The sequence below is a fragment of the Hymenobacter terrenus genome (assembly GCF_000972495.1).
GTDB classification, from domain to species: Bacteria; Bacteroidota; Bacteroidia; order Cytophagales; family Hymenobacteraceae; genus Hymenobacter; species Hymenobacter terrenus.
In genome coordinates this window covers 45,588-68,984 of sequence record NZ_LATM01000021.1, presented here as the reverse complement: position 1 = coordinate 68,984, position 23,397 = coordinate 45,588, and the positions used below count along the sequence as shown (strand labels likewise).

Below are 23,397 nucleotides of genomic sequence, written 5' to 3'. Positions count from 1 at the left end.
CTATTTGGTGGCAGCGACTACCTCTTCGCGGTAAGCTACTTTGTCGACGATGTACCAGCGGCCTTTGATTCGGAGCAGGTTGAAGTAGTCGGTGTAGCGGGATGAGCCTGTGGTAATTTCAGACACTATTCCAGCGGCGTGGCCGGTTTGGCGCAAGGTGAGGATGCGGGCTTGCACATCTCCCTTGGGCTGGGGCTTGAAGCCGCTGAGATAGGTCTGCTTATTTACCTCGCCAAACTCATTGTTGCGCACGAATTTCAGGTGGCAGGAGGCGTGCATGGCCGCCGAAAGCCGAACGGTATCACCTAGCGCCCAGCCCTCAAAATATGAGTTGACAACTGCCCGAATCTGGGCTTCATCGTTCGGAGCCGCCGCTTGGGCGTGGGCCTTGGAGCCAAAGGCGAAAATGAGTAGCGCGGCAACGGCTAATGGGCGGACAAGTTGCAGGAACATGGGCATGAGCTATGGATATGAAGTGATGGAAATGAATGAAATGACAAGCGGTGGAGAAATTCACGGGAAAGCTCCTTTAGGGCCAGTTGGCCTAGAACTGCTTCAGATAGGATACTTTTCCAATCAGGCCACGCTCGGTGACGGGTTCACCCGTGGTGCTGCGGTAGCCTTGCTCATTGAGCACGAGGTAGAGGAAGGACAACGGCCGGTATTCCCAGGCAAAGCGTAGGTTCACGACCTGGCTGGCGTCGATGCTGTTGCGCTGGTAAAAGCCCGACAGCTGCACTCGCGGGTTCAGAGCGAGACGGCTTTCGAGGCCGTATAGGGCCACGCGACGCGTCGTGGTCTCGGTACCCACTCCGCGAAAATCATTCAGCAGGTAGCTGGGCTGTAGGAAAAAGTGCGGGTTGGGTGCCAGTTTGACCGTGAGCGAGACAGAATTCAGCCACCCGTTATAGTAGCCGCCGCTGGAAAGCACAGCCGCATACGACAGGCGCCGGGAAGCGTCGCTGGAGGCTTCTACATTGTGGCTGTAGTAGGTGTAGCGCCCCGGCGCGATGACGAGACCCAGCGGCCGAAACGGCTCATCGAGCTGCTGATAGACCCGATTAAGGTAGTAGCGGAGCGACCCACCACGCTGGGTGATGCCATCGAAAAGGAAGAAGCGGTTGCTGCTTTCCAGCAAGCGGCCGGTGGAGGCCTGATGGTAATATTCGTTGTGAATGCCCGGCTCGTAGCTGCGCAGCCAGCCGGGCAGCCAGGACTTGCCGCGCAAAATGAGGTAGAAGCCGGGTAAGGTGGCAACCACATCGCGCCGGCCCACAAAGCCCGATTCCGGCGAGTACTGGCGAGTAACCACGGCTTCCGCCCACCACATGGAAAGGTGGTTGGCATCGTAGCGCAGGTCGGAATAAGCGGCCACACCCCGAAGGCCGGATCGGGATGCCCCAGTAGCCGAGGCCATTGTGCTCAACGACACTTTAGTGCCGAGCCGAAAGAAGCCATCGGCGGCACCGGTGAAGCTGGTGTAGCCCGGCGTGACTTCATCGGCGCCCGGGCCCTGCTGGCGCACTGTGAGCAGCCCTCCTATCTTATGCTGGGCCCCAACGTTTTGGGAATAGCGGCCCACGTAGTACATATTGGCCGGCTCGGCATCAGTGGCCCGTTGGCGCACCAGCAGCGCACCGAAATTGCGAGTGGCCGAGCGGTGCACCAGTCGGGCACCGCCATCAAAGGGCAGGGGTTGGCCATCGGCATTGAGGCCAATGGCCCGGCTGAAAAAAGGCATAATGCGCAGGCTACTGGCACGGGGCGTCAGACCCGGCGAAAACAGGCTGGCGTTTTCCAGAAAGAACTGGCGGCGCTCGGGGAAGAGGACCGAAAACCGGGACAGGTTATTGATTTTGCGGTCAGCATCGGCTTGGGCGAAGTCGGTATTCACCGTCAGGTCGAGCACCGTTTCAGGGGTGAGAGCCCACTTGACTTCCCCACCCACCTTCACGCTGGAGCGGCGTGAGCCGTCGGCGCCTTTTTCAGCGGCAGCCAGCGCAAAGGGCTGCACGCGCAGGTTGAGGCCGGGCGCGGGCGGGTTGAGGCCAGTGAGCAGGCCAGCATAATCCATCCGAACCGGGCTGAGGGCCCGGGGCACCGGCGCCCAAGTAGACTTTTCGTTGGAAGCCCGGCGCAGCCGGGTGATATTCAAGCCCCAGGCGTAGTCGCCCGTAGCGGGTTTGGGGGCGTAGCGCAGGGTTTCCCAGGGAATAGCGCACTCGGCTACCCAACCAGAATCAGTACGCTGGGTGCGCACTTGCCAGAGGCCATCCCACTCCACGTCGGCCAGGGTTGCGTCGAAGATCAGTACATCTCGCTGCGCGCCGTAGGGGTTGATGGCAAACGTCATGGCATTACGCTCGTCCCGAAACCCATCGAGGCAAATGAGTAAGAAGTCGTGGTCGAACAGCGTGAAGTCGCGGCGCAGGTCGGGGGCGCGCAGCTGGTGGCGTTTAATGGTATCGTGGCAGATAGCTGCCAGATACAGCCCCCGGGCATCATAGAGCAGGCGCACATCGGTAGCAAAATGCACGGGCGCGCCTTGGTCGGGGTCTTGCTGGGTGAAGCGCCCGGCCGACGTTGCCGAGGCCCAGGCCGCCTCATCCAGCTTGCCGTCGATGACGGGGGGCGTGGCGGTGAAGGCGGCGGCCACGCGCGGCTTGTTGGCGGGCGGGGCGTACAGGGCTTGCGCCCAAGCTGAGGCCGTCGGAAGCAACAGGAGTAGGAACAATACGAATGGTTTCATGGCGGGGCTTTTCTTGAGCAGAGCTGCCGCAAAAGGACAGACCCACCGCGGGGCCACCAGCACCATTCAACCCCTGCCGCCTATTTTTAAACCGTTGCCTAATGCCCTCGGAGCACAAGCGTTGAAGAAATAGCCCAAGGCGTTGAAGACCGTGGGAGATTGGCAGCGGAAACCTCAGCTTTGTGCTGCTAGCGGCGCTTCACTCCTCCCGCCATTAGCCTGCTTATGCCATCTCGCGCCCGTTTTCTATTGCTGCAAGTCGGAGCTTGGCTGCTGGGCTATGGCCTGGTAGTGGCGTACATGGCGCAGCGGATTCATAACCTGGGCTACATCTGCGCCTTCACAGCGGCGGCATTTGCGAGCTATGCGGCTACTATTTACGGCTACATCTATGGCCTGCATCCGCGGCTGTACCGGCACCTGCCGGGGGGGATATTTGGGTTGGTAGTAACGGCCTATCTGATATTGATTGGGGCGGCGCGCTTTTACGTGGAGGTGTACGTGGTGCGGCCCTTCTACCCCATGGCCCACCCTGGCTTCCTCAGCGGTGATAAGGGGCACCTGGGCTACGTGGCGGTGACCACCATCTTCGCACTTGGGTTTGGGCTGCTGGCCCGGGCTGCGCTGCGCAGTGTAATTCTGCAACAGCAAAAAGAGGAACTGGAAAACAAGCAATTGCAGGCCGAGATGAACCTGCTCAAAGCCCAGGTACAACCGCATTTCCTATTCAATACACTCAACAATATCTACTACGAGGCCTACCTCGAAGCCCCGCGCACCGCCGACCTTGTGGAAAAGCTAGCCGCCCTGATGCGCTACTTCGTGGACTTGAGCCGACAGGAGCACGTGCCCCTCAGCGCCGAAGTAGACTTTCTGCAGAACTACATCGCGCTGGAAAAAATCCGCTTCCGCCATGAGTTGTGCGTGAACCTGTATTTTGACGCTGCCCCCGACGTGCTCGTGCCACCTATGCTGCTGATTCCGCTGGTAGAAAACCTCTTCAAGCACAGCTTCGACAAGCGCCAGGCTGCCAACGCCGCCGACCTGCGCCTCACCCACGCCGACGGCTGGCTGACCTTCGAAACTACCAACGCCCTTCCCGTCGCGCCGGCCACAAGCCCCGGCGGATTTGGCCTGCGCAACCTGCGCGAGCGGCTCCGGCTGCTCTATGGCCCCCAGTTCGAGCTTAGCGCCCAGCCCGAACACGACCAGTTTGTGGCTCGCCTGAAAATTCCCGTGTAGCCCAGCCCATGATTAACTGCCTTATTGTTGATGACGAGCCCAATGCCGTTAAGTTGCTCACGGCCTACGTAGCGCAGGTGCCCTACCTCCACCTGGCCCACACCTGCTACGATGCCGGCGAGGCCCTGACTTGGATTCAGCAACGCCGGGTGGAATTGATTTTTCTGGATATCAACCTGCCTGGCATGAGCGGCATGGAACTAGCCCGCACCGTCGCGGGCGACCAAAAAATCATCTTCACAACGGCCTACTCCGAATTTGCCGTGCAGAGCTACGAAACCGCGGCCGTCGATTACCTGCTCAAGCCCATCACCCTCGGCCGGTTTTTGCAAGCGGTGAGCAAGGCGGCCGACGTGCTAAAGACTACTGCCACGCCTCTGGCTCTTTCCGGTGCGCTCGAACCCGGTGGCCCGGCCCTCGACCACTTCTTCATCAAGTCGGGCAAGCAAATCGTGCGGGTGCGCTACGATGCCATTCGCTACGTGGAAGGGCTGAAATCCTACGTTATGCTGGTAACGGCCACGGACAAAATCATCGTCTACAAGCGCATGCAGGAAATGGAAGCCCTATTACCACCCATTTTCCGGCGGGTGCACCTCTCCTACATCATCAATCTGGACCACATTCGCAGCATCGAAGAAAACCATATTTTGCTACCGCCGACCCGCATTCCCATCAGCTCCAAATACCGGGAAGCTTTCCTGACAGCCATCAAAGACCGGTTTATTTAACCTGTGTAGTGAGTGCTTAATGCGCGGTTTCGCCCACCTCACCCCCGGCCCCAGTTCGCTTGATGCGCGAAGCCAAAAGAGAGGGGAGCCTGACGATTTTGCAGAAGGCGTTTCTGGTTCCTCTGCTCCGCAGGCTTCGCGCATCAAGCGAAGTGGGGCCGAGAGTGAGATGCCCGCCGTTGAGCCGAATACGCGGCTATTAAAAAAAGCCCCGCTGAAACATTTCAGCGGGGCTTTTTTAATTTCAAGCAACACCTTAGTTGGCGCGGCTGCCCGGGCCTTTCTGGCTCTTATCAACCGACATGGGGCTGTTGCCTTGCGGGTTGCTACGGGGCTTATTGGCCTGAGTATGGCGCACTTCGTTGAAGTTGCCACCGGGAGTGTTGTTCTTGGTGTCATTACCCTGCTGGGTAATGTAGCTCTGATTCACGTTCTGATTGGTTGCCGATTTCACTTTAGGCGTTGCCGTCTTTTTGTGATGCTCGTTTTCGAAGGGCACTACCGAAGGCTTTTCTTCGGGCTGGAGGGGATTCTTCTTAGTAGGCATGGCGTGGAAGGCATAAGTGGAATAATGTTTCCTTTTACCCATGTAGCCAAGAAAGAGTTGTCTTTCTTAGCTCCTACCCCGCCTTGCAGCGAGCTTAAACGGCAGGTACGTTGGCGATGGCTGCGGCGGGCACCACCTTCACCAGTTCAGCAAACTGAGCTTCGCGAGCCTCCACTTCTTCAGCTGTAAGGTTGAGCAGACGCTCGGTGCCGAACTTCTCGACGCAGAACGAAGCCATGGCCGAGCCGTGAATAACGGCGCGCTTCATGTTTTCGAAGCTAATATCATCGGTAGCGGCGAGGTGGCCGATGAAGCCGCCGGCAAATGTGTCGCCCGCGCCGGTCGGGTCGAATACTTCTTCCAGCGGCAGCGCGGGAGCGTAAAACACCTTGTTTTTGTGGAAGAGCAGGGCGCCGTGCTCACCTTTCTTGATAATGAGATACTTCGGGCCCATGGCCTGAATTTTCTTGGCCGCTTTCACGAGCGAGTATTCGCCACTGAGCTGACGCGCCTCTTCGTCGTTGATGCTGAGCACGTCCACCATTTCGATGGTGGCAATAAGTTCTTCCAGGGCAATATCCATCCAGAAGTTCATGGTGTCCATCACAATCAGCTTGGGCCGGTTGATAAGGCGCTGGATGACGAGGCGCTGCACCTGCGGGGCCAAATTACCCAGCATCAGATACTTGCAATCCTGGTAGCTATCGGGAATGATGGGGTCAAAGTCGCCTAGTACGTTGAGCTCTGTGGTGATGGTCTCGCGCGAATTGAGGTCTTGCGAATACTTGCCCGACCAGAAAAATGACTTCTCGCCCGGCTTCACTTGCAGGCCTTCGGTGTCGACGCCGTGCTCTTCGAGCAGCAGGATGTCGGACTGCGGAAAATCCTCGCCTACCACGGCTACCAATTTCACGGGCTTCACCGAATAGGAGGCCGAGAGGCTGATAAACGTGGCAGCACCACCAATGATTTTGTCCGTTTTGCCGTAAGGCGTTTCGATGGCGTCGAATGCAACGCTGCCGATGACGAGTAGACTCATGTAACTGTTGATTAAAGTGTTATCGATTAAAACCGGTGATTACTTGGTGACTGGCTGTTTAATTCAGGCCTATTGCCGCACCGTAATCCACGTTACAACGTTCGGCAATTAAAAAAAAAGTCCCCGGAAACTTCCGGGGACTTGATTTGTGGGTAAATAATGGGGCTCGAACCCACGACCTTCGGAATCACAATCCGACGCTCTAACCAGCTGAGCTATATCTACCGTGTTTGTTTTAGTGGTGCAAAGATAGAAAAGGAAGCGGGAATGGACAAAAAAAGTTCGGGGCGGCTGCCAATCAATATAACAGAGCGTCATGCTGAGCGTAGCCGAAGCATCTCGCGTGGGGTAGTAATCAAAATCATAGAAAGATTGGATTAGTGGCGGCACGCGAGATGCTTCGGCTACGCTCAGCATGACGCTGTGCTGACTACGTTTTCAAACGGTGCGCCCCAAAAAGCCGACCTTTGCAAAATGGAACCCAATAGCACCTCGTCGTTCAACGATTTTAAACTCAACAAACAGCTGCTTTCGGCGGTAGCCGCCGCCGGATTTACGGAGCCCACTCCGGTGCAGCAGCAAACCATCCCGCTCTTGCTGGCGGGGCACGATGTGCTCGGCATTGCCCAAACCGGCACCGGCAAAACTGCCGCTTTCGGCCTGCCTCTACTAATGAAGGTGAAATATGCCCAGGGCATCAACCCCAGGGCCCTTATTCTGGCGCCAACCCGGGAGCTGGCCATGCAGATTGAGACGCACCTGAAGGCCTTGGCCGTGAATACTGATTTGCGAATTTTCGCCATCTACGGCGGCTTGGGACCGAAAACGCAGATTGAAACTATTGCCCAGGGTATAGACGTGCTAGTGGCCACGCCGGGCCGGCTGATGGAAATATACCTAAAAGGCGACCTAGTGCTAAAGGACCTGAAAACTCTGGTGCTGGACGAGGCTGATAAGATGATGGATATGGGATTCATGCCTCAGATTCGGCGCATTTTGGAAATAATTCCGCGCAAGCGGCAGAACGTGCTGTTCTCCGCGACCATGCCCGAACGTGTGACGCTCCTGAGCGAGGAGTTTCTGGAGTTTCCGGTGCGGGTAGAAGTGAGTCCACCGGCCAAAACCGCCTCTACGGTCACTCAAACGCTGTATCAAGCCCCCAACTTGCTCACAAAAATCAACCTGCTGCACTTCCTGCTCTACCGCGACCAGGAAACCATGACGCGGGTGCTGCTCTTCACTCGCACCAAGGAGCATGCCGACCAAGTGGCCCACTTCCTGGAGCGCAAGGCGCCGGCCGGCGAGGTGCGCGTGATTCATGGCAATAAGGGCCAGAATGCCCGTATGAATAGCATGGAGGCCTTTCGGGGCGGCGAAGTACGCTATCTGGTAGCTACCGACGTGGCCGCGCGCGGCATCGACGTCCCGCAGGTGAGCCACGTTATTAATTTCGACGTGCCCATCGTGCACGACGACTACGTGCACCGCATTGGGCGCACGGGCCGGGCGCAACACACCGGCGCGGCCATCACCTTCGCCAACGAGGCCGAAATGGTGCACATTGGCGAGATTGAGGCGCTCATCAACCAAACCATTGAGGTGCTGCCGCTGCCGGAAGAAGTGCAGGTGGAAGAAACTCCCTTCGAGGAGCAGCAGCAGATGGGCCGCGAGCTAGACGAGCGCCGCAAAAAGATAGACCCCACGTTCAAAGGTGCTTTTCACGAGAAAAAAGAGTGGATCAAGCCCGGCGTGACCATTGATAAGCGGACGGGCAAGCCGTTTGTGGAAGGCAAGAAGAAAAGCACCAAGGGCTCCAAAGCCAATGTGGGCAAGAAAGGCGGCTCAGCGCCGGGCGTGAAGGCGCTGAAGCGGCGGGGGCGGTAGCGGTTGGTTGTTCGTTGTCAGGCTGAATATTACCTGAACAATGACAACGAATAACTAATTTCTACTCTTGATTCAGGGCCTCGATGCACTGCTCGCGAATGCGCCAGAGTTGGGGGAACGTGAGGTTCAGGCTGGGGTTTTGGCTGAGCCAGTACCGCAGGTAAGTTTGGTGGAAAGCCACCTTAGGCTCCCCTATCTGAGTGGGCTCAATTTCAATTTCGAGCAGCAGGTCGGTCTTGAAGTCCTCGACAGAAGAATTGGGCCGGGTGCAGTCGAGCACGGTGCGGTGCACCCGCAGGTAGTTGTGCGCTTCGGGCAGAAAAGCGAGGCCATGCCGGGCCAGGGTGCTGGCTACTGAGGGTGTATTCCGGCCGTTCATTCTGAAAACCCCAAGCTTCAATTTCAGGTCTGCGACATCGTTCTCGATGGCCAGCTGCCGCAGCACGGCGTGTTTGGGGCCGCAGGTAGCGGCCCCGTCGGCAAAAACGCCAGCCAGATTAGTCTTATCGGTGTTGCGCCGATAGGGCAGCTCGCGAATGAACCGCGCAGCGTGTTTGAAGTCGGTGATGTGCCGACTTAGGAATTGCCGCGAAATTTCCCCGCGGTCCTGAATCCGAAAGTTGAAAGCACTGTGCATGGCTCAAACGGGTTAGGAATGGCCTTCTTACGCTAACAGTCCTGCTTTCGTTTTGGGCAACCGCCGGGCTTACCGGTGGTGCAGCATATGCCCGAAGTGGATGCTGGCGAAGGTGAGGGCCGACCCCCAGAACACCGCGCTCAAAAACATATGTAGCAGGATGCGCTGCCGTGGCACGCCCAGCAGCGTGGCGATGACCGTGCCGCCGATGGGTGAGAGCAGCACCGGCGTGAGAAAGGCAATGCCGCCCATGCCAAATTTGCGGAACACTTTGATGATGTTACGCGAGCGTTTCGTAAAAATGGGTTCGCGCCGCAGACGACGCTGCTTTTGGCGGTGCTGCATCCAGGCCCGGCCAACGCCCGAAAAAATGAATACACTGGTCATCATGCCCGCCACGGTGAGCGCCAGCGTAGGCCAGAAGTGCAGCCCCATGGAAGTCCCGGCCAATGGGCCACCCAAAAACTTGACTGTGCTCAGCAAGAATACGGATGCGCATTTAACGGCAGGGTGAAGCACGACGAAGGGGAAAGGAACGCAGGTGAAAAGTGGATAACAACGCAGGGTGAGCGCGCGACAAAGATACCACAGTGCCAAGTGCGATGCCGCCCTTGCTGCGTCAGGCAGGCACATCGTAGGGTCAACGCCGTAAATTCATCGGCCAACGGCGCGTTTGCCTGCCGCAGCCAAAAGTTCTACAGCTTGCTGCCGTAGGAAAGGTCGCCGGCATCGCCCAGGCCGGGCACGATGTAAGCCTGCTCATTCAGGCCCTGGTCGATGGCAGCTACCCAAAGGTTGGCCTCAGGAATTTCGCGGGCTACGTAGGCCAGCCCTTCAGGCGAGGCGATAACAGCGGCAATGTGGACCTGCCGGGGCATGCCGAAACGCAGCATAGCCCGGTAAGTCTGCACGAGGCTTCTGCCGGTAGCCAGCATGGGGTCAGCCAAAATCAGCACCCGCTCATCGAGGCTGGGCGCCGACATGTAATCGACCTGCACCTGCACCTGGGCTGTACCCTCAATGCGATAGGCAGCCACGAAAGCACTGGGTGATTGGTCGAAATAGTTGAGAAAACCTTGATGAAATGGTAACCCGGCCCGCAGCACAGTGGCCAGAATGGGAAAGTCGTGCAGCAGCTTACCGGTCGTTTCGGCCAAGGGCGTCTGGATGGCTTTATCGGTATAGCTAAGGTGAGTGCTGATGCGGTAGGCAATGATTTCGCCTAAGCGCTGCAGGTTGCGACGGAAGCGGAGGCTGTCTTTTTGCACGTCTTTGTCGCGCAGCTCAGCCAGGAAATGGTTGGCGATGCTGGGCTCGGCGCATATCACGTGAATGTTGGCCAGGACATCGCTGTTAGCGGGGGTAGGCGCAGCAGCGGCCGAAGCGGAGGAGGGGGAATTGGCCATGCGGCAAGGAGATTGAGGAGTGGAACCAGGAAATAAACGCGGCCAATGCCCCGAAGTTGGCATAAAAACCGGGAGCAGCCAAGAAACGCCGTCCGGCCCCCCCTGTGTTGCCCCAGGTAGGAGGACACACCAAATAGCACTGCGAACCGGTGCTTTAGCACCGTGGCTTATGTCCGCCAACGGCCTGCTGCGTAGGTTTGTTAAGAAATTGTCGGGCTTGACGTTTATCCGGTCGTGCCGTTTCAGTTTTATGAGAATTATCTGAATTTATGCATAAAGTTCTGCTCCTGTCCTCTATTACGACGCTACTGGCTGGTTCGCTGGCGGCTCAGACAGCGCCGGAAGCGCCCGCACAGCCGGCCGCGCCCGCAAAGGCGGAAAAATCGCCGTGGCTGATTTTTGACCAGCCATTGGATACGCTGCCTCACGCGCCCGTCCGGGCCGTAGAGACCACACAAGGCGCTAACTACGTGCCACTCGACCAAGATATTTATCGATTAATTGACCGATACGCCATCAAGTTTGGGCCCGACGTACAGAACGACCCACACACCAGCGTGCGCCCCTACACCAGGGCAGCCGTGGCCCGCCTGGGCGAACGGATACTTTCGCCGGATAGCACCGCAGCGTATACCGGAGGCCTATCGCGCGCCGACCGGTTTAATGCTCAGTATCTGCTGAAGGACAACTGGACCAACAGCGCCCGTGGCGCGGCGCTCAACAAGAGCCCCCAGCCGGTTTTAACGTATTTCTACCGCAACCAAACCGACCTCTACCACGTCGAAACGAAGGATTTCACACTGCGTGTAAATCCTGTGCTGCTGTTACAGGCTGGCAAGGACAACGAAATCAGCGGCCTGCGCTATGTGAATACCCGCGGGGTACAGCTTGAAGGCAACATTGACCAACGGCTGGGTTTCTATACCTTCTTGGCCGACAACCAGCAGGCCGTGCCGCAATACGTGCAGGAGCGTATTCAGCGCGACCAAATTGTACCGCATGAAGGCTACTGGAAGTACTTTAAAACTGTGGGAGGCAGCCAATACGACTTCTTCACGGCCCGCGGGGGCATTACGTACGCAGCCACCAAGCACATCAATGTTCAACTGGCGCACGACCGTAATTTTATCGGCAACGGCTACCGCTCGCTTATTCTTTCGGATTACAGCAGCCCGTACTTCTTTCTGAAGATTAACACCCGGGTCTGGAAGTTCAACTACCAAAACCTGTTTGCCGAGCTTACGGCGGCGCGGAGGAATGAAGACCAGGTGTACCCTAAGAAGTACCTGGCGATGCACCATCTTAGCTTCGATGTGACGCCCAATTTCAACATCGGCTTGTTTGAGAGCACGGTACTGGGGGGCCGCTACGAAGTTGATAGTCTTGGACAGCGGGTGGCGGGCAGCACCCGCCGGAGCTTCGAGCTGCAATACCTAAACCCGGTTATTTTCTACCGGGCTATTGAGCAACAGGTAGGCTCGGCCGATAACGCCATTTTGGGCTTGGATTTCAAGTGGAACCTGAAACACACGGCCCAAATCTACGGGCAAGTGGTGCTGGACGAGCTTAAGATCAGCGAGGTACGAGGACGCAATGGCTGGTGGGGCAACAAGCAGTCGGCACAGCTCGGCGCCAAGTACGTGGATGTGGCAGGCCTGCGCAACCTCGATTTGCAGATGGAGTTCAACTACATTCGCCCCTTTACTTACCAGCACGAGGATAGTTACACCAATTACCAGCACTACCAGCAGCCCCTCGCCCACCCCATGGGCGCCAACCTCACGGAGGTGCTCGGCGTGCTCAGCTACCAGCCCCTGCCCCGCCTGATGCTGGTGGGCAAAGCTATATATACGGACCAGGGCCTCGACCTGAACAACACGGATGTAAACCTGCAGAACTACGGTAGCAACGTGCTCAAATCATATAACACCCGCGTGAGTGAATATGGCAACCGCACGGGTCAGGGCAATAAAAGCCGTCTGCTTCACACCGATTTCACGGCCACTTACCAGCCACGCCTCAACCTGTTTTTGGATGCCAAGCTGATTGCCCGACGTCAGACCTATTCGCTCACACCAGCTGCTAATGTGAATGAAATATATGCCTCACTGGCTCTGCGCTGGAATATTGCTCAACGCCTGCATGAGTTTTAAGCCTGATGCTGAACAAGTCTTTCCTATCCTGTAAAACCTCTTAGTCAACACTGAATAAGCCTTGGCTAACGCTAGATATGGCTTGGCTAGCGCCAGATAAGTCTTAGCTAACACCAAACAGGCCTTAGCCAAGGCTGAATAAGCCTTAGCTATCTTTAGAAAAGCCTTAGCCAACACTGAATAGGCTTTAGCTAGCGCTGAGAAAGGCTGTTTAGGCCAACCTCTTCTTTTCCTGGTAGCTTCGTGCTTTGATTCATGCCCACCACCCTTCTATACCGCCCCGTCAACCAGCAGGAGTTGGACCTGGTTGCGGCCACCAACTGGCGCAGCTTTCCGCCGCGCTTGCCCGAGCAGCCCTTTTTTTATCCGGTGCTGAACGAAGAATATGCTGCCCAAATCAGCCGCGACTGGAATGTGCCCTATTACGGAGCAGGTTATGTAGTGCGCTTTGCGGTTGATACCGCTTACTTGGGGCAATTTGCGGTGCAGAATGTGGGCGACGCCTTGCACAATGAGCTTTGGGTCCCTGCCGAGCAGTTGGCCGAATTTAACCAGCACATCGACGGGCTGATTGAAGTAATCGCCGAGTTCCGGCGTTCTTAGTTCAGCTTGTTCCCTTCGCCCATGAAAGTTTATTTAAGAATCCTGCAATACGCCCGGCCGTGGGCGTTGTTTCTGCCGCAATACCTGCTCTACACCGTGCTGACCATCGTTTTCAGCATTGCCAACTTCACGCTCATTATTCCGCTGCTGAAGGTATTGTTCGACAAAACCAACACCGTGAAGCTGGACGCCCCGAGTCAGTTGCCGTCGTTCACGCCCACCATTCAGTGGGTTACGGACACGTTCAATTACTTTTTCGCAGATGTGCTGGCGGGCCGGGGCAAGCTGGGCGCGCTGGCTTTTGTGTGCGTAGTAGTAGTGGTGTCGGTACTGTTGAGCAACGTGTTCCGTTACCTGAGCCTGCGGCTGCTGGCCAAGGTGCGGGCGCGCGTCATCCGCAACCTGCGGCGCGATTTGTACCACCGCATCGTGGGCTTGCCGTTGGGTTTTTTCTCGGGCGAGCGGAAGGGTGATTTAATGTCGCGCTTCACCGCCGACGTGCAGGAAGTAGAAACTTCGGTCGTCAATACCATGACGGCGGTTATCAAGGAGCCGCTCACCATTGTGGCCTACTTCGTGGTGCTGTTTCATATTTCGGCGCCTCTCACGCTTTTCACTCTCATTCTGCTGCCGATTTCGGGTGGCATTATTGCGGGTGTAGCCAAGCGCCTGCGCACCCAGGCCAAGCAAAGCCAGAAGACGCTGGGCACCATGCTTTCGGTAATTGATGAAACGCTGGGCGGCATCCGCGTGATTAAGGCATTTAACGCGCAGGAATACATCAAGGGCAAGTTTGAAGAACAGAACGACCAGTATGCCCGTACCTCGCGCACCATTGATAATACCCGTGACCTGGCTTCGCCATTCTCCGAATTTGCCGGGGTTTCGGTGGTGGCAGGCCTACTGTATTTCGGGGGTACACTCATTTTGGGCGGGCAGTCGGACCTGACCGGCGAGACATTCATTGGCTATGTGATTCTGTTTTCGCAGGTACTCACGCCGGCCAAAGCGCTGTCGTCATCGTTTGGCAACATCCAGCGCGGGCTGGTGGCCGGCGAGCGGGTTCTGACCATTATCGACACCGAACCCGCCATTCGCAACCGGCCGGATGCTCAGGTGCTGCCACCCTTCGAGCGCGAAATCGAGTTCCACGACCTGACCTTCAGCTACGGCGAGACGCCCGTGCTCTACGACATTAACTTAACCATCAAAAAAGGCCAGACGGTGGCGCTGGTCGGGAGTAGCGGCGGCGGCAAAAGCACCCTGGCCGACCTACTGCCCCGCTTTTACGACCCTAGCGGCGGCCAGATTCTCATTGATGGCCACGATCTGCGCGCCTGCACCTTACACTCAGTGCGCGACCAAATGGGCATCGTGACGCAGGAAAGCATTCTGTTCAACGACACCATTTTCAATAACATCCGCTTCAACACCGAAGCCAGCGAGGCTGAAGTCATCGAAGCGGCCAAAATTGCCAACGCCCACGACTTCATCCTGGCTAGCCCCGACGGTTACCAGACGGTGATTGGGGACCGGGGCGGGCGCCTTTCGGGCGGGCAGCGGCAGCGGCTGAGCATCGCACGGGCCATTTTGCGCAACCCGCCCATTCTCATTCTCGACGAAGCTACTTCGGCTCTCGATACCGAGAGCGAGAAGCTGGTGCAGGAAGCCTTGCAGCGCCTGATGCAAAATCGCACTTCGCTCGTCATTGCTCACCGTTTGAGCACGGTGCAGCACGCCGATGAAATAGTAGTATTGCAGCACGGCCGTATCGTGGAGCGCGGCACGCACGAGGCGCTGGTGCAGCGCCAGGGCGGCGTGTACCAGCGCCTCAGTTCGATGCAAACCAACGCCGCGCTAGTGTAATCAAATGTCTTAAGCTCTTTCTTCCCACTCCCTGAATCTTATGCTCAGCAGAAAGGCCTCCCTCCTATTCGCAGCGTTCTTCTTGTTGATGCTCGGGCTACGCATTGGCTACAAATATTACCGCAGTCAGCAGAAGCCCACTTCTCAGGCCATGATGGAAAGTGCCGATGCCCGGCGACAAGCCCTTATCAAAGCCATTCAGGCCAACCAGGAGGCCCAGCGGGCCAACGGGGCAGTGGTGGTGCTTGCGGACTCGGCAGGCGCCACGATGGCCACGGCCGACACAGCAGGCCGGACAAATTAGCTAATTTAATAAGCGCTATTTTGCACCCTCTTTCCCGGCAGTCCCGTTTCTAATAGCTGCTTTTTTCACTTTATCCCCGTTTGCCATGCTCGCCCTCAAACGCATTGTTACCGTCGCAGTAATGGTTTACCTGTTGCTGGCATTGCTGTTCATTCTTGTCCCGGCCGTGCGCACCTCCGTTATGGGCATGGGCACCGGCCTATCGGCGCTGGAGCAGGAACGGCAGTTTTATTATACCATGTTCGTAATAGGCGCCGGACTGTTGGCCTTGCACCTCATCACCGAAAATCTCGACAGCGTGATACTGCGCCGTGCCGTCAGCCAGCAAGAAGGCAAAATCAATGAGCTGAAAGCCAAGCTTTACGACCAGCAGCAGCGGGCCGGCACGCCAGTAGCCGTGCCTGGCAGCCGAACCATCGACGGCCGCATTATCCAGACCCCGCCCTCCGAAGGCCGGGCCGCTGGCACCGTGAGTACCACCGAGCACCGCACGGCCGACCATCTGCCCCAGCCCATCTTCCCCCAGAGCGACCCCAGCCTGTCGAATACGCCGCCAGCCCAGCGGCCATCGCTGTAGCCTCTGTTGGGGAGCCCGGCAAGCAATTAATTCATCGGTCTGACTACTAACAACGTAATACTGACAACTTATTTAGTGCCTGATTCTGCTCTGCTCCCCGACCTCATTCGTGCCGAACTGACCGAGGCCCGCACCGTGCTCGACCGATTTTTGGCCGAGCCCGCCAACCTGGCCCGCATTGCCGAAGCCGCCGAGCTAATGGCCCAAAGCCTGCGCAACGGCGGCAAAATCCTTACCTGTGGCAACGGCGGCAGCCTCTGCGACGCCCAGCATTTTGCCGAGGAGCTTAGTGGCCGCTACCGGCAAGACCGCCGCGCCCTGGCCGCCATCGCCCTCACCGAAGCCTCACACATGACCTGCGTGGCCAACGACTACGGCTTCGAGTTCGTGTTCAGCCGCTTTGTCGAAGCCCTGGGCCGGCCCGGCGATGTGCTGCTGGCCATCAGTACCAGCGGCAATTCGCCCAACGTACTCCGCGCCGCTGAGGCTGCCAAAGCCGCTGGCATGCTGGTGGTTTCGCTCACGGGGAAGGATGGCGGGCAGCTGACAGGCCTGAGTGATGTTGAAATCAGGGCTCCACACTCGGGCTATGCCGACCGGATCCAGGAAATCCACATCAAGGTGATTCATATTGTAATTATGCTGATTGAGAAGCTGGCGCTGTAGCTCCAATCCTGCGTTAGAAAGCAATTCGGCGCGAATGAATTAAATTGCTCAGCTTATTCTCAACTCGATTCAATGACCCTTCAACTAAACGTTGGAGTTACTACTATGCTCACCAAAACCTTCGGCTCGGCCGTGCAGGGCGTCAATGCCTACACTATCATCATCGAAGTGGTGGTTTCGGCCGGAACGGGTTTTAACGTGGTGGGCCTGCCCGACAATGCTATCAAGGAGAGCCAGCAGCGCATTGAGGCGGCGCTGAAGTTTCGGGGCTACCGCATGCCCCGCACCAAAACCGTGGTCAACATGGCCCCGGCGGATATCCGCAAGGAAGGCGCGGCCTACGATTTACCCATCGCGCTAGGCATTTTGCATGCCTCTCAGCAGCTCATTACCGAGCGGCTGCCAGAGTATATCATCATGGGTGAAATGTCGCTGGATGGGGAGCTGCGGCCAATAAAAGGCGTGCTGCCCATTGCCATTCAGGCCCGTAAGGAAGGCTTCAAAGGCATCATCCTACCCAGGCAAAACGCAGAGGAAGCCGCCATCGTCAACAACCTCGACGTGATTCCCGTGGGCAGCATGCAAGAGGCCATCGACTTCTTCGAAGGCCGGCTGGAAATCAAGCCGACGGTGGTTGATACCCGCGACTTATTCCAGCACTCGGTAAACAAATACACCGCCGATTTTGCTGATGTACAAGGCCAGGAGAACATCAAGCGCGCTTTGGAAATAGCCGCAGCCGGCGGTCACAATGTCATCATGATTGGGCCGCCTGGCGCGGGCAAAACCATGCTCGCCAAGCGCTTGCCTAGTATCTTGCCCCCACTGAGCATGCAGGAGGCGTTGGAAACCACCAAAATTCACTCCGTGGCGGGCAAGCTAGGCAGGGGTGGATTGCTCAGTACCAGACCCTTTCAGGCACCTCACCACACTATTTCGGACGTGGCGCTCGTAGGTGGGGGCACTAATCCGCAGCCCGGTGAGATTTCCCTGGCGCACAATGGCGTGCTGTTTCTGGATGAGCTGCCCGAATTTAAACGTACGGTGCTGGAAGTAATGCGCCAGCCGCTGGAAGAGCGCCGCGTTACGATTTCGAGGGCCAAAATCAGCATTGAGTTTCCGGCTAATTTCATGCTGATTGCCAGTATGAATCCCTGCCCTTGTGGCTATTACAACCACCCGGAGAAGGAATGCGTGTGTGGCCCCGGCGTAGTGCAAAAATACCTGAACAAGGTATCCGGCCCGCTGCTCGACCGCATTGATTTGCACGTCGAAGTTACGCCCGTGACGTTCGACCAGATGACGGAAACCCGCAAGGCTGAAACCAGCGCGGACATTCAACCGCGCGTGGACAAGGCCCGCCAGATTCAGGAAACGCGGTTTAAGGACTACAGCGACATTCACTCCAACGCCATGATGCCGCCGCAAATGGTAAAAGACCTTTGCCAAATCAGCCAAGCCGGCCGCATGCTGCTGAAAACGGCCATGGAGCGCCTCGGCCTCTCGGCCCGCGCCTACGACCGGATTTTGAAGGTGGCCCGCACCATCGCCGACCTGGCTGGCACCGACGACATCCAGATTCAGCATCTGGCCGAAGCTATTCAATACCGCAGTCTTGACCGTGAGGGCTGGGCCGGATAACTTGTTATGTACAAATCCCTTGTTAAACCTCTTCTCTTTAACCTCGACGCCGAGCGCGCCCACCATCTCGTATTCGATAACCTGCGCCGCGCTGCACGCCTACCCGGCACCAAAGCCCTGCTGCGCGGGCTGTACAATTATCAGCATCCCAGCTTAGAGCGGGAAGTTTTTGGATTAAAATTCCCTAATCCCGTAGGCCTAGCGGCGGGCTTCGATAAAAATGCGGCCCTCACCGATGAGCTGGCGACACTGGGCTTCGGCTTCGTAGAAATTGGAACGGTAACCCCCCGGCCGCAGTCCGGCAATCCGCAGCCCCGTTTGTTCCGGCTGCCGCAAGATGAGGCACTGGTCAACCGCATGGGATTCAACAACGACGGGGCGGCGACTGTGGCGGCGCGGCTGGTGCGGCGACGCAACCGGCAGCTTATTATCGGCGGCAACATCGGCAAGAACAAGGATACGCCCAATGAGCAAGCCGCCGATGACTACGTGGCCTGCTTCGAGGCGCTAGCCGACGTAGTGGACTATTTTGTGGTCAATGTTTCGTCGCCCAACACGCCCAACCTGCGCCAGCTTCAGGAAAAGAAGCCGCTTATTGACCTGCTGCAAAAGGTGCAACAGCGCAACCTCAGCCGTTCCACGCCCCGGCCGCTGCTCCTGAAAATCGCCCCCGACCTGACCGATTCGCAGCTCGATGACATTATTGAAATAGCGCGCGAAACCCAGCTGAGCGGCTTGGTAGCCACCAATACCACGATTAGCCGCGCTAACCTGAGTACCGAATCGGGCTACATAGCCTCCCTCGGCGCGGGCGGCCTGAGTGGGCGGCCGCTGCGGGCGCGGGCCACCGAAGTTATCCGCTACCTGTACCAACGCAGTGGTGGCACCCTACCCATCATTGGCGCGGGCGGCATTCACTCGGCCGCCGATGCGCTGGAAAAGCTGGCCGCTGGGGCGACGCTGGTGCAGCTCTACACCGGCTTTATTTACGAAGGCCCAGCGTTGGTGAGGCGGATAAACCAGCACTTGGTACCTACGCCACCCGCTGCCCCCGCACCTAGCGGTGCTACTACATACTGACCGATAGGCCGAGGGCAGTAGACCATAGAAAGCTGAATCAAAAGAAGCCTAAACAGCAGAAGCACAGGGTGACCCAGCGCCGCAAACAGAGGCGGCGTTTTGCCAGCCTTAGAGCTTTGCTCCTACCTTAAACTCAATTACGTCGGCAGATCCGCGATGAACTTTTAAATCCACGGCCCCGAAAAGCAGGCTGGTGAAATGATATTTCAGGCCCAGCCGCTCGTAGTAAAACGTGCTCGACTTGTAGGGTTCGTACACGTAAAAGCCTAGGTGCGAGACGAAAGCTAGTCGGCCAAACAGCAGCTCGTGGCCCACAAATACTCCTACTTTTTTCACGTCGGGCTGCTTTATACCCGCGCGAGTGGTGTCTTTCAGTTGCGCTTTCAGGCTGCGGTCATAAAAGCCCTCTATGCCCGCCAGCAGGTTGGATTTGTGGCTGACGCGGCGACCCACGGCAAACGTGAGTGAATTGACAAGATACTTCTCAACGTCGCTCTGACTGCGCTGCTTGTAGCCGATGCTCGTGCTCACGTTGAAGAAATTCTGGCCCACTTCGGCCGGTGCGGGGGCGTTGGCGTTGATTTGCGGGGCCGGTCGCTGCTCGTGGTAGTTGAGGCCCAGCACCACGGAGGGCAGATTTATGCCAAAGTTGGGCTTAGTAGTAGCTCCGTTGGAGTAGTGGTTTAGGCCGAGGCCAACCAGCAGGCCCAGGTGCGGCGTGATGGCGTAGTCGTAGTCGAACCGCATCTGCAGCGTGGCATTGATGGCCGAGCTAGCGATGGTGTTTTTATGGTTGGTTTCCAGGTCATAGGGATTGGTGAGGTAGGCCAAGCCCGCCCCCAGGCGAAAGCTAAAATCGTGCTTCGGCCCCCGCGAAAATGACTTGCTGAGGTAGGGACTAACCGCCACCAAGTGCCCCAGAGTGGGGTTGTGGAAGTCGTAATAGGTAAATGCCACCCCCACTTTGGGGTATTTGTACCAACCGTGCCAGGGCGCTGCGCCGGTAGTCTGCCGCTGGAAGTTCAGTTCGAAGCCAGTGGGATGGGAAACAGCCAGGTGCCGGATGGCTTCCGTGTGCGCCATAATGATGCTACCCTGAATATAGGCCCCCACCACCAAGGGCGCCCGCAGGGCCGCTGAGGAAATTTTCAGGGAATCCGTCTGCGCCCGTGCGGTGCCGGGAGCCAGCGTCAACAGCAAAAAAGGTAAGCCACTTATAAACAGCCGCGGTAGCACAGATTGCCCCATAATCAAAGCTCAAGAATAGCATCAAATTTACGACTCAGCAGTTGCCATTACCGTGCTTTATCTGAGATTTATTTTTCGTTTTTCGGTAACCCCACTCCTCAAAAAGCCGCTATAACGCAGGTTTCCAACTACAGCATCCTTCCCACCCACCATTGTGAATCCATTAGATTTTTCGCTCATCATCAATGCTAAAACGGCTACTGCTCCGCTGCTTATTGACGAGTGCCTGCTTTGAACAAAGCTAATCGGATTCTCTCTGCTACCACCTCGATGGTGACCATTCTTACACCGACTCTTTTCCATTTATTTTAAGCATTTCCCCTCTCATGAAAAAGGTTATAGCACTAGCACTAGCTACTCTGAGCATTTCGGCTGCCAAAGCACAAAGCACTGGCGGATTCCGCATTGGCGTAAAAGCGGGTGCCACCTACTCTAATATTTCCGGTGACAACGTCTCGCAAATCACCGGACCCAACTACAATACCGACCTGGGGTCCTACAAGCTGGGCTACAACGCGGGCATCAGCTTTAGCGTGCCCCTGAGCAGCGACGGATTCTTTTCCATTGCCCCCGAGCTGCTTTACAACCGCAAAGGCTACGAGATTGAGTCTACTCAAACCAACAACCTTGCCGCTGGCGTCTCGAAGGTTGAGTTTGAGCAACAACGCGTGCTCCATTACCTTGATGTGCCCATTCTGGCTAGAATCAATGCTGGCGGGCTGTTTTTTGAACTTGGCCCGCAGGTGAGCTACTTATTCGGCTCCAAAAACAAGCAGCAGACCACTACCAAATTTACTAATGGTGATAAGGATAAGGTGGAAACCAGCGGTGGCTTTGTCGACTACACGGGTATATCCCGCGGTTCGTCCAATAAGTCTGACCTAGCCCAGTTCGATATTTCCGGGGTAGCGGGCGTCGGCTTCATGACTGAGAGCGGCTTGAGCCTAGGCTTACGCTACGCTCGTGGATTCAATTCCCTCATTGATACGAAGGGCGTTAACAATGATAACGAGCCAAAGGCCTTTAACAACGCCTTCACCCTGCAGGTGGGTTATCTGCTACCAATTGGTCAATAGACCACATCATTTCCGAGTTGAAACGCTGGCTGCTTCTGAGCGGCCAGCGTTTTTTTATGGGTGAATAAAGCACAGCCTTTGCTCTATCATTTCCACTAATTATGAAAGACGGCAATCAGGCGATAAGCACACAAGAGTATCGCTTCACAGTAGTCCATAGGCTAACGGTTTAGAAATTGAATCACTGTGCACGGGTACATACTAAACCACTCATAAAAAGGCTGCTACAGTACCTGATTAAGGGATTATGAACAAATAATACGGGAGAAATACTTCGCTATTTTTCGCAACCCTGACACTACGCCCATCAGTATAAGGACTATCTGTGGTAATAACTACACGGAATTCCTTCAGAATTTATCTTATCCTTTCCAACCATGAAAAAAACAATTCTATCTCTGGCTATGCTCCTTGGCTTGGCCAGTGCGGCCAGTGCTCAAACCGGTGTTAAATACGGCCTGAAAGGCGGCTTCAATGGTGCTACTTTTTCCGGCACCGACTCCGATGGCTCGGAGTATAAGGCCGGCTTCGCCGCGGGGGGCTTTCTAAATTTTGGCATCTCGGACCTGATTTCTATCCAACCCGAACTGCTCTACTCCCAAAAGGGAGCTTCCGTCGATAACTTTCAAGGCGCCAATGGCAGTACTTTCAAAAGCACGCTGGGCTACCTCGATGTACCCATCATGCTGCGCCTAACTGCTGGCGATGATGGCAAAGGGCCTTTCTTTGAGCTAGGGCCCCAAGGTAGCTTCGTCCTGCACAACCGCGACTTCACCCAGACCGGTGATGACGACACGAGAAGCACCAAAAATACCAGCACCGATGACCTCAACAAGGTTGTGGTCGGTTACGTGGCGGGCATTGGCTACCAAATTACCAGTGGCTTGAGTTTGGGCATTCGCTACACCGGCGACATTTCGCAGGTGTATAAAGATGGGGCTTCCCGCACTTATCCTGTGAAGGCCGGTAGTAACCCGCTCAGTGGTAACAACCCCAACGTACGCAACTCGGTATTCCAGTTCCAGGTAGGCTACGCCTTCGGAGGCAAGTAAATTCCTCATTATCTAAAAAGCACCAAAAGGCCCAGCTTGTGAAGCTGGGCCTTTTTGCTTGTATTACTCAGCCATTCATCGATGTGAAGCAACTTCTTTTAAAGTTCACCGTTAGCTTTGTAGCACATTTAACCTCCTCAATCTCTTTTCAAATGATGAAAAAATTTACTCTATTTCTAGGCTTATTTGTTGGCGCAACTGGTGTATCCAATGCGCAAGAAGCCCGTTTTGGTATCAAGGCGGGCGTTAATCTGGCCAATGTGTCAGGCGATGGCACAGATGACTTCAAGAACTTGATCGGTGCTAATGCCGGTGTAATGGCTGACTTCAGCTTTAGCGACCTTATTTCGTTTCATCCCGAACTACTATATTCACAAAAAGGCCTTAAAGCCGAATCTGGCAGCATTAAGGGTCAAAATCGCTCCACTTATATTGATCTGCCACTGCTATTACGCGTGAAAGCTGATGGGCTATTCTTTGAGGCAGGTCCTCAAGCTGGTTACTTAGTCGCACGGAAAAGCGAATTGAATGGTACCACTATCAGCACCAGTACTGACGGTTCGCGCAAGCTTGACCTTGGGTATATTGCTGGTGTGGGCTACCAACTTGAGCAGGGTCTGGAGTTTGGCGTACGCTATAATGGCGGCATCACTGACCTGAGCGACCCATCGGGAGACTCTAAAACCCGCAACTCAGTGTTCCAATTTCAAGTAGGCTACCTCTTCGGCGGTAAATAAGCTTCCTAAACTGTACATAAAAGCCCGGCTTTGTTCACAAAGCCGGGCTTTTTGCTGTGTGAAAACCCTCAACGCTTGCTAAGCGCTCCACAACTTCAGGACTCTATTGTGTCCGTCACTCGAGTAGGCACGGTAGCTTTGCGGGAAATTTTATTTCAA

Annotated in this window: 22 protein-coding genes and 1 tRNA gene; 14 read left to right on the top strand and 9 right to left on the bottom strand. The window is 56.3% G+C overall.

The window, feature by feature from the left end; all coding sequences use genetic code 11:
• Positions 1 to 459 carry a nuclear transport factor 2 family protein gene (locus tag WX88_RS19980; RefSeq protein WP_046246179.1) on the bottom strand — a complete coding sequence of 153 codons (459 nt, stop codon included), beginning with the start codon at positions 457 to 459 and terminating at the stop codon, positions 1 to 3.
• A gap of 85 nt (positions 460 to 544) precedes the next feature.
• Positions 545 to 2,749 (bottom strand): carbohydrate binding family 9 domain-containing protein, encoded by a 2,205-nt coding sequence (locus WX88_RS19975; RefSeq protein ID WP_046246199.1) that lies wholly within the window; start codon positions 2,747 to 2,749, stop codon positions 545 to 547.
• A gap of 225 nt (positions 2,750 to 2,974) precedes the next feature.
• Between WX88_RS19975 and WX88_RS28030 the strand changes: the two genes are divergently transcribed.
• Positions 2,975 to 3,991, top strand: a complete 1,017-nt coding sequence (locus WX88_RS28030) for a sensor histidine kinase (RefSeq protein ID WP_052732886.1) — start codon at positions 2,975 to 2,977, stop codon at positions 3,989 to 3,991.
• An 8-nt stretch (positions 3,992 to 3,999) separates the two neighbouring features.
• Entirely contained in the window at positions 4,000 to 4,722 is a 723-nt protein-coding gene (locus tag WX88_RS19965) for a LytR/AlgR family response regulator transcription factor (protein WP_052732885.1), read from the top strand.
• Positions 4,723 to 4,978: 256 nt separating this feature from the next.
• Here the strand turns inward: WX88_RS19965 and WX88_RS19960 are convergent, their stop codons facing one another.
• The 3 genes from WX88_RS19960 to WX88_RS19950 form a co-directional block, all read right to left on the bottom strand.
• Entirely contained in the window at positions 4,979 to 5,269 is a 291-nt protein-coding gene (locus WX88_RS19960; protein ID WP_046246178.1) for a hypothetical protein, read from the bottom strand.
• Between the two features lie 94 nt (positions 5,270 to 5,363).
• Positions 5,364 to 6,308 carry a PfkB family carbohydrate kinase gene (locus tag WX88_RS19955; RefSeq protein ID WP_046246177.1) on the bottom strand — a complete coding sequence of 315 codons (945 nt, stop codon included), beginning with the start codon at positions 6,306 to 6,308 and terminating at the stop codon, positions 5,364 to 5,366.
• Positions 6,309 to 6,459: 151 nt separating this feature from the next.
• A tRNA-His gene (locus tag WX88_RS19950) sits at positions 6,460 to 6,533 on the bottom strand.
• 249 nt (positions 6,534 to 6,782) lie between these two features.
• On the opposite strand from WX88_RS19950, the gene WX88_RS19945 reads away from it, so the two are divergent.
• Entirely contained in the window at positions 6,783 to 8,192 is a 1,410-nt protein-coding gene (locus WX88_RS19945) for a DEAD/DEAH box helicase (RefSeq protein ID WP_046246176.1), read from the top strand.
• Positions 8,193 to 8,253: 61 nt separating this feature from the next.
• Here the strand turns inward: WX88_RS19945 and WX88_RS19940 are convergent, their stop codons facing one another.
• The 3 genes from WX88_RS19940 to upp all read right to left on the bottom strand — a co-directional run bounded on the left by WX88_RS19940 (position 8,254) and on the right by upp (position 10,235).
• On the bottom strand, positions 8,254 to 8,829 hold the full coding sequence (locus tag WX88_RS19940; protein WP_046246175.1) for a hypothetical protein: 576 nt from the start codon (positions 8,827 to 8,829) through the stop codon (positions 8,254 to 8,256).
• A 69-nt stretch (positions 8,830 to 8,898) separates the two neighbouring features.
• Complete coding sequence (locus tag WX88_RS19935; protein WP_046246174.1) at positions 8,899 to 9,348, bottom strand: hypothetical protein; 450 nt, start codon at positions 9,346 to 9,348, stop codon at positions 8,899 to 8,901.
• Positions 9,349 to 9,524: 176 nt separating this feature from the next.
• Entirely contained in the window at positions 9,525 to 10,235 is a 711-nt protein-coding gene (gene upp, locus WX88_RS19930; protein WP_082116170.1) for a uracil phosphoribosyltransferase, read from the bottom strand.
• A gap of 269 nt (positions 10,236 to 10,504) precedes the next feature.
• Between upp and WX88_RS19925 the strand changes: the two genes are divergently transcribed.
• From WX88_RS19925 to WX88_RS19890, 8 genes are all read left to right on the top strand, one after another.
• Entirely contained in the window at positions 10,505 to 12,388 is a 1,884-nt protein-coding gene (locus WX88_RS19925; protein WP_156176293.1) for a capsule assembly Wzi family protein, read from the top strand.
• Between the two features lie 255 nt (positions 12,389 to 12,643).
• On the top strand, positions 12,644 to 12,991 hold the full coding sequence (locus tag WX88_RS19920) for a hypothetical protein (RefSeq protein ID WP_046246173.1): 348 nt from the start codon (positions 12,644 to 12,646) through the stop codon (positions 12,989 to 12,991).
• Positions 12,992 to 13,012: 21 nt separating this feature from the next.
• Complete coding sequence (locus tag WX88_RS19915) at positions 13,013 to 14,857, top strand: ABC transporter ATP-binding protein (protein WP_046246172.1); 1,845 nt, start codon at positions 13,013 to 13,015, stop codon at positions 14,855 to 14,857.
• A 40-nt stretch (positions 14,858 to 14,897) separates the two neighbouring features.
• Positions 14,898 to 15,161, top strand: coding sequence for a hypothetical protein (locus WX88_RS19910; protein WP_156176292.1), 264 nt, complete (start codon positions 14,898 to 14,900; stop codon positions 15,159 to 15,161).
• Positions 15,162 to 15,246: 85 nt separating this feature from the next.
• The gene (locus WX88_RS19905) at positions 15,247 to 15,738 is read left to right on the top strand and encodes a hypothetical protein (protein ID WP_046246170.1); all 492 of its coding nucleotides are present in this window, start codon (positions 15,247 to 15,249) and stop codon (positions 15,736 to 15,738) included.
• Positions 15,739 to 15,813: 75 nt separating this feature from the next.
• Positions 15,814 to 16,404: a D-sedoheptulose 7-phosphate isomerase gene (lpcA, locus tag WX88_RS19900; protein ID WP_231590752.1), complete on the top strand. Its 591-nt coding sequence runs from the start codon at positions 15,814 to 15,816 to the stop codon at positions 16,402 to 16,404.
• Positions 16,405 to 16,509: 105 nt separating this feature from the next.
• A complete protein-coding gene (locus WX88_RS19895) occupies positions 16,510 to 18,045 on the top strand; it encodes a YifB family Mg chelatase-like AAA ATPase (RefSeq protein WP_046246169.1) in 1,536 nt (511 codons plus the stop codon).
• 6 nt (positions 18,046 to 18,051) lie between these two features.
• The gene (locus WX88_RS19890) at positions 18,052 to 19,125 is read left to right on the top strand and encodes a quinone-dependent dihydroorotate dehydrogenase (protein WP_046246168.1); all 1,074 of its coding nucleotides are present in this window, start codon (positions 18,052 to 18,054) and stop codon (positions 19,123 to 19,125) included.
• Positions 19,126 to 19,233: 108 nt separating this feature from the next.
• Here the strand turns inward: WX88_RS19890 and WX88_RS19885 are convergent, their stop codons facing one another.
• The gene (locus tag WX88_RS19885; RefSeq protein WP_197076866.1) at positions 19,234 to 20,319 is read right to left on the bottom strand and encodes an acyloxyacyl hydrolase; all 1,086 of its coding nucleotides are present in this window, start codon (positions 20,317 to 20,319) and stop codon (positions 19,234 to 19,236) included.
• Positions 20,320 to 20,699: 380 nt separating this feature from the next.
• On the opposite strand from WX88_RS19885, the gene WX88_RS19880 reads away from it, so the two are divergent.
• The 3 genes from WX88_RS19880 to WX88_RS19870 all read left to right on the top strand — a co-directional run bounded on the left by WX88_RS19880 (position 20,700) and on the right by WX88_RS19870 (position 23,238).
• Positions 20,700 to 21,449: a porin family protein gene (locus WX88_RS19880; protein ID WP_046246166.1), complete on the top strand. Its 750-nt coding sequence runs from the start codon at positions 20,700 to 20,702 to the stop codon at positions 21,447 to 21,449.
• Between the two features lie 377 nt (positions 21,450 to 21,826).
• Positions 21,827 to 22,501, top strand: coding sequence for a porin family protein (locus WX88_RS19875; RefSeq protein WP_046246165.1), 675 nt, complete (start codon positions 21,827 to 21,829; stop codon positions 22,499 to 22,501).
• A 38-nt stretch (positions 22,502 to 22,539) separates the two neighbouring features.
• The gene (locus tag WX88_RS19870) at positions 22,540 to 23,238 is read left to right on the top strand and encodes a porin family protein (RefSeq protein ID WP_197076865.1); all 699 of its coding nucleotides are present in this window, start codon (positions 22,540 to 22,542) and stop codon (positions 23,236 to 23,238) included.
• The last annotated feature ends 159 nt before the right edge of the window (positions 23,239 to 23,397 follow it).

Coding starts and splice junctions, on each gene's coding strand:
- WX88_RS19910 (WP_156176292.1), top strand. CDS start 14,898: ATGCTCAGCAGAAAGGCCTCCCTCCTATTCGCAGCGTTCTTCTTGTTG.
- WX88_RS19875 (WP_046246165.1), top strand. CDS start 21,827: ATGAAAAAAACAATTCTATCTCTGGCTATGCTCCTTGGCTTGGCCAGT.
- WX88_RS28030 (WP_052732886.1), top strand. CDS start 2,975: ATGCCATCTCGCGCCCGTTTTCTATTGCTGCAAGTCGGAGCTTGGCTG.
- WX88_RS19920 (WP_046246173.1), top strand. CDS start 12,644: ATGCCCACCACCCTTCTATACCGCCCCGTCAACCAGCAGGAGTTGGAC.
- upp (WP_082116170.1), bottom strand. CDS start 10,235: ATGGCCAATTCCCCCTCCTCCGCTTCGGCCGCTGCTGCGCCTACCCCC.
- WX88_RS19960 (WP_046246178.1), bottom strand. CDS start 5,269: ATGCCTACTAAGAAGAATCCCCTCCAGCCCGAAGAAAAGCCTTCGGTA.
- WX88_RS19945 (WP_046246176.1), top strand. CDS start 6,783: ATGGAACCCAATAGCACCTCGTCGTTCAACGATTTTAAACTCAACAAA.
- WX88_RS19980 (WP_046246179.1), bottom strand. CDS start 459: ATGCCCATGTTCCTGCAACTTGTCCGCCCATTAGCCGTTGCCGCGCTA.
- WX88_RS19915 (WP_046246172.1), top strand. CDS start 13,013: ATGAAAGTTTATTTAAGAATCCTGCAATACGCCCGGCCGTGGGCGTTG.
- WX88_RS19880 (WP_046246166.1), top strand. CDS start 20,700: ATGAAAAAGGTTATAGCACTAGCACTAGCTACTCTGAGCATTTCGGCT.
- WX88_RS19975 (WP_046246199.1), bottom strand. CDS start 2,749: ATGAAACCATTCGTATTGTTCCTACTCCTGTTGCTTCCGACGGCCTCA.
- WX88_RS19890 (WP_046246168.1), top strand. CDS start 18,052: ATGTACAAATCCCTTGTTAAACCTCTTCTCTTTAACCTCGACGCCGAG.
- WX88_RS19925 (WP_156176293.1), top strand. CDS start 10,505: ATGCATAAAGTTCTGCTCCTGTCCTCTATTACGACGCTACTGGCTGGT.
- WX88_RS19940 (WP_046246175.1), bottom strand. CDS start 8,829: ATGCACAGTGCTTTCAACTTTCGGATTCAGGACCGCGGGGAAATTTCG.
- WX88_RS19955 (WP_046246177.1), bottom strand. CDS start 6,308: ATGAGTCTACTCGTCATCGGCAGCGTTGCATTCGACGCCATCGAAACG.
- WX88_RS19905 (WP_046246170.1), top strand. CDS start 15,247: ATGCTCGCCCTCAAACGCATTGTTACCGTCGCAGTAATGGTTTACCTG.
- WX88_RS19965 (WP_052732885.1), top strand. CDS start 4,000: ATGATTAACTGCCTTATTGTTGATGACGAGCCCAATGCCGTTAAGTTG.
- WX88_RS19895 (WP_046246169.1), top strand. CDS start 16,510: ATGCTCACCAAAACCTTCGGCTCGGCCGTGCAGGGCGTCAATGCCTAC.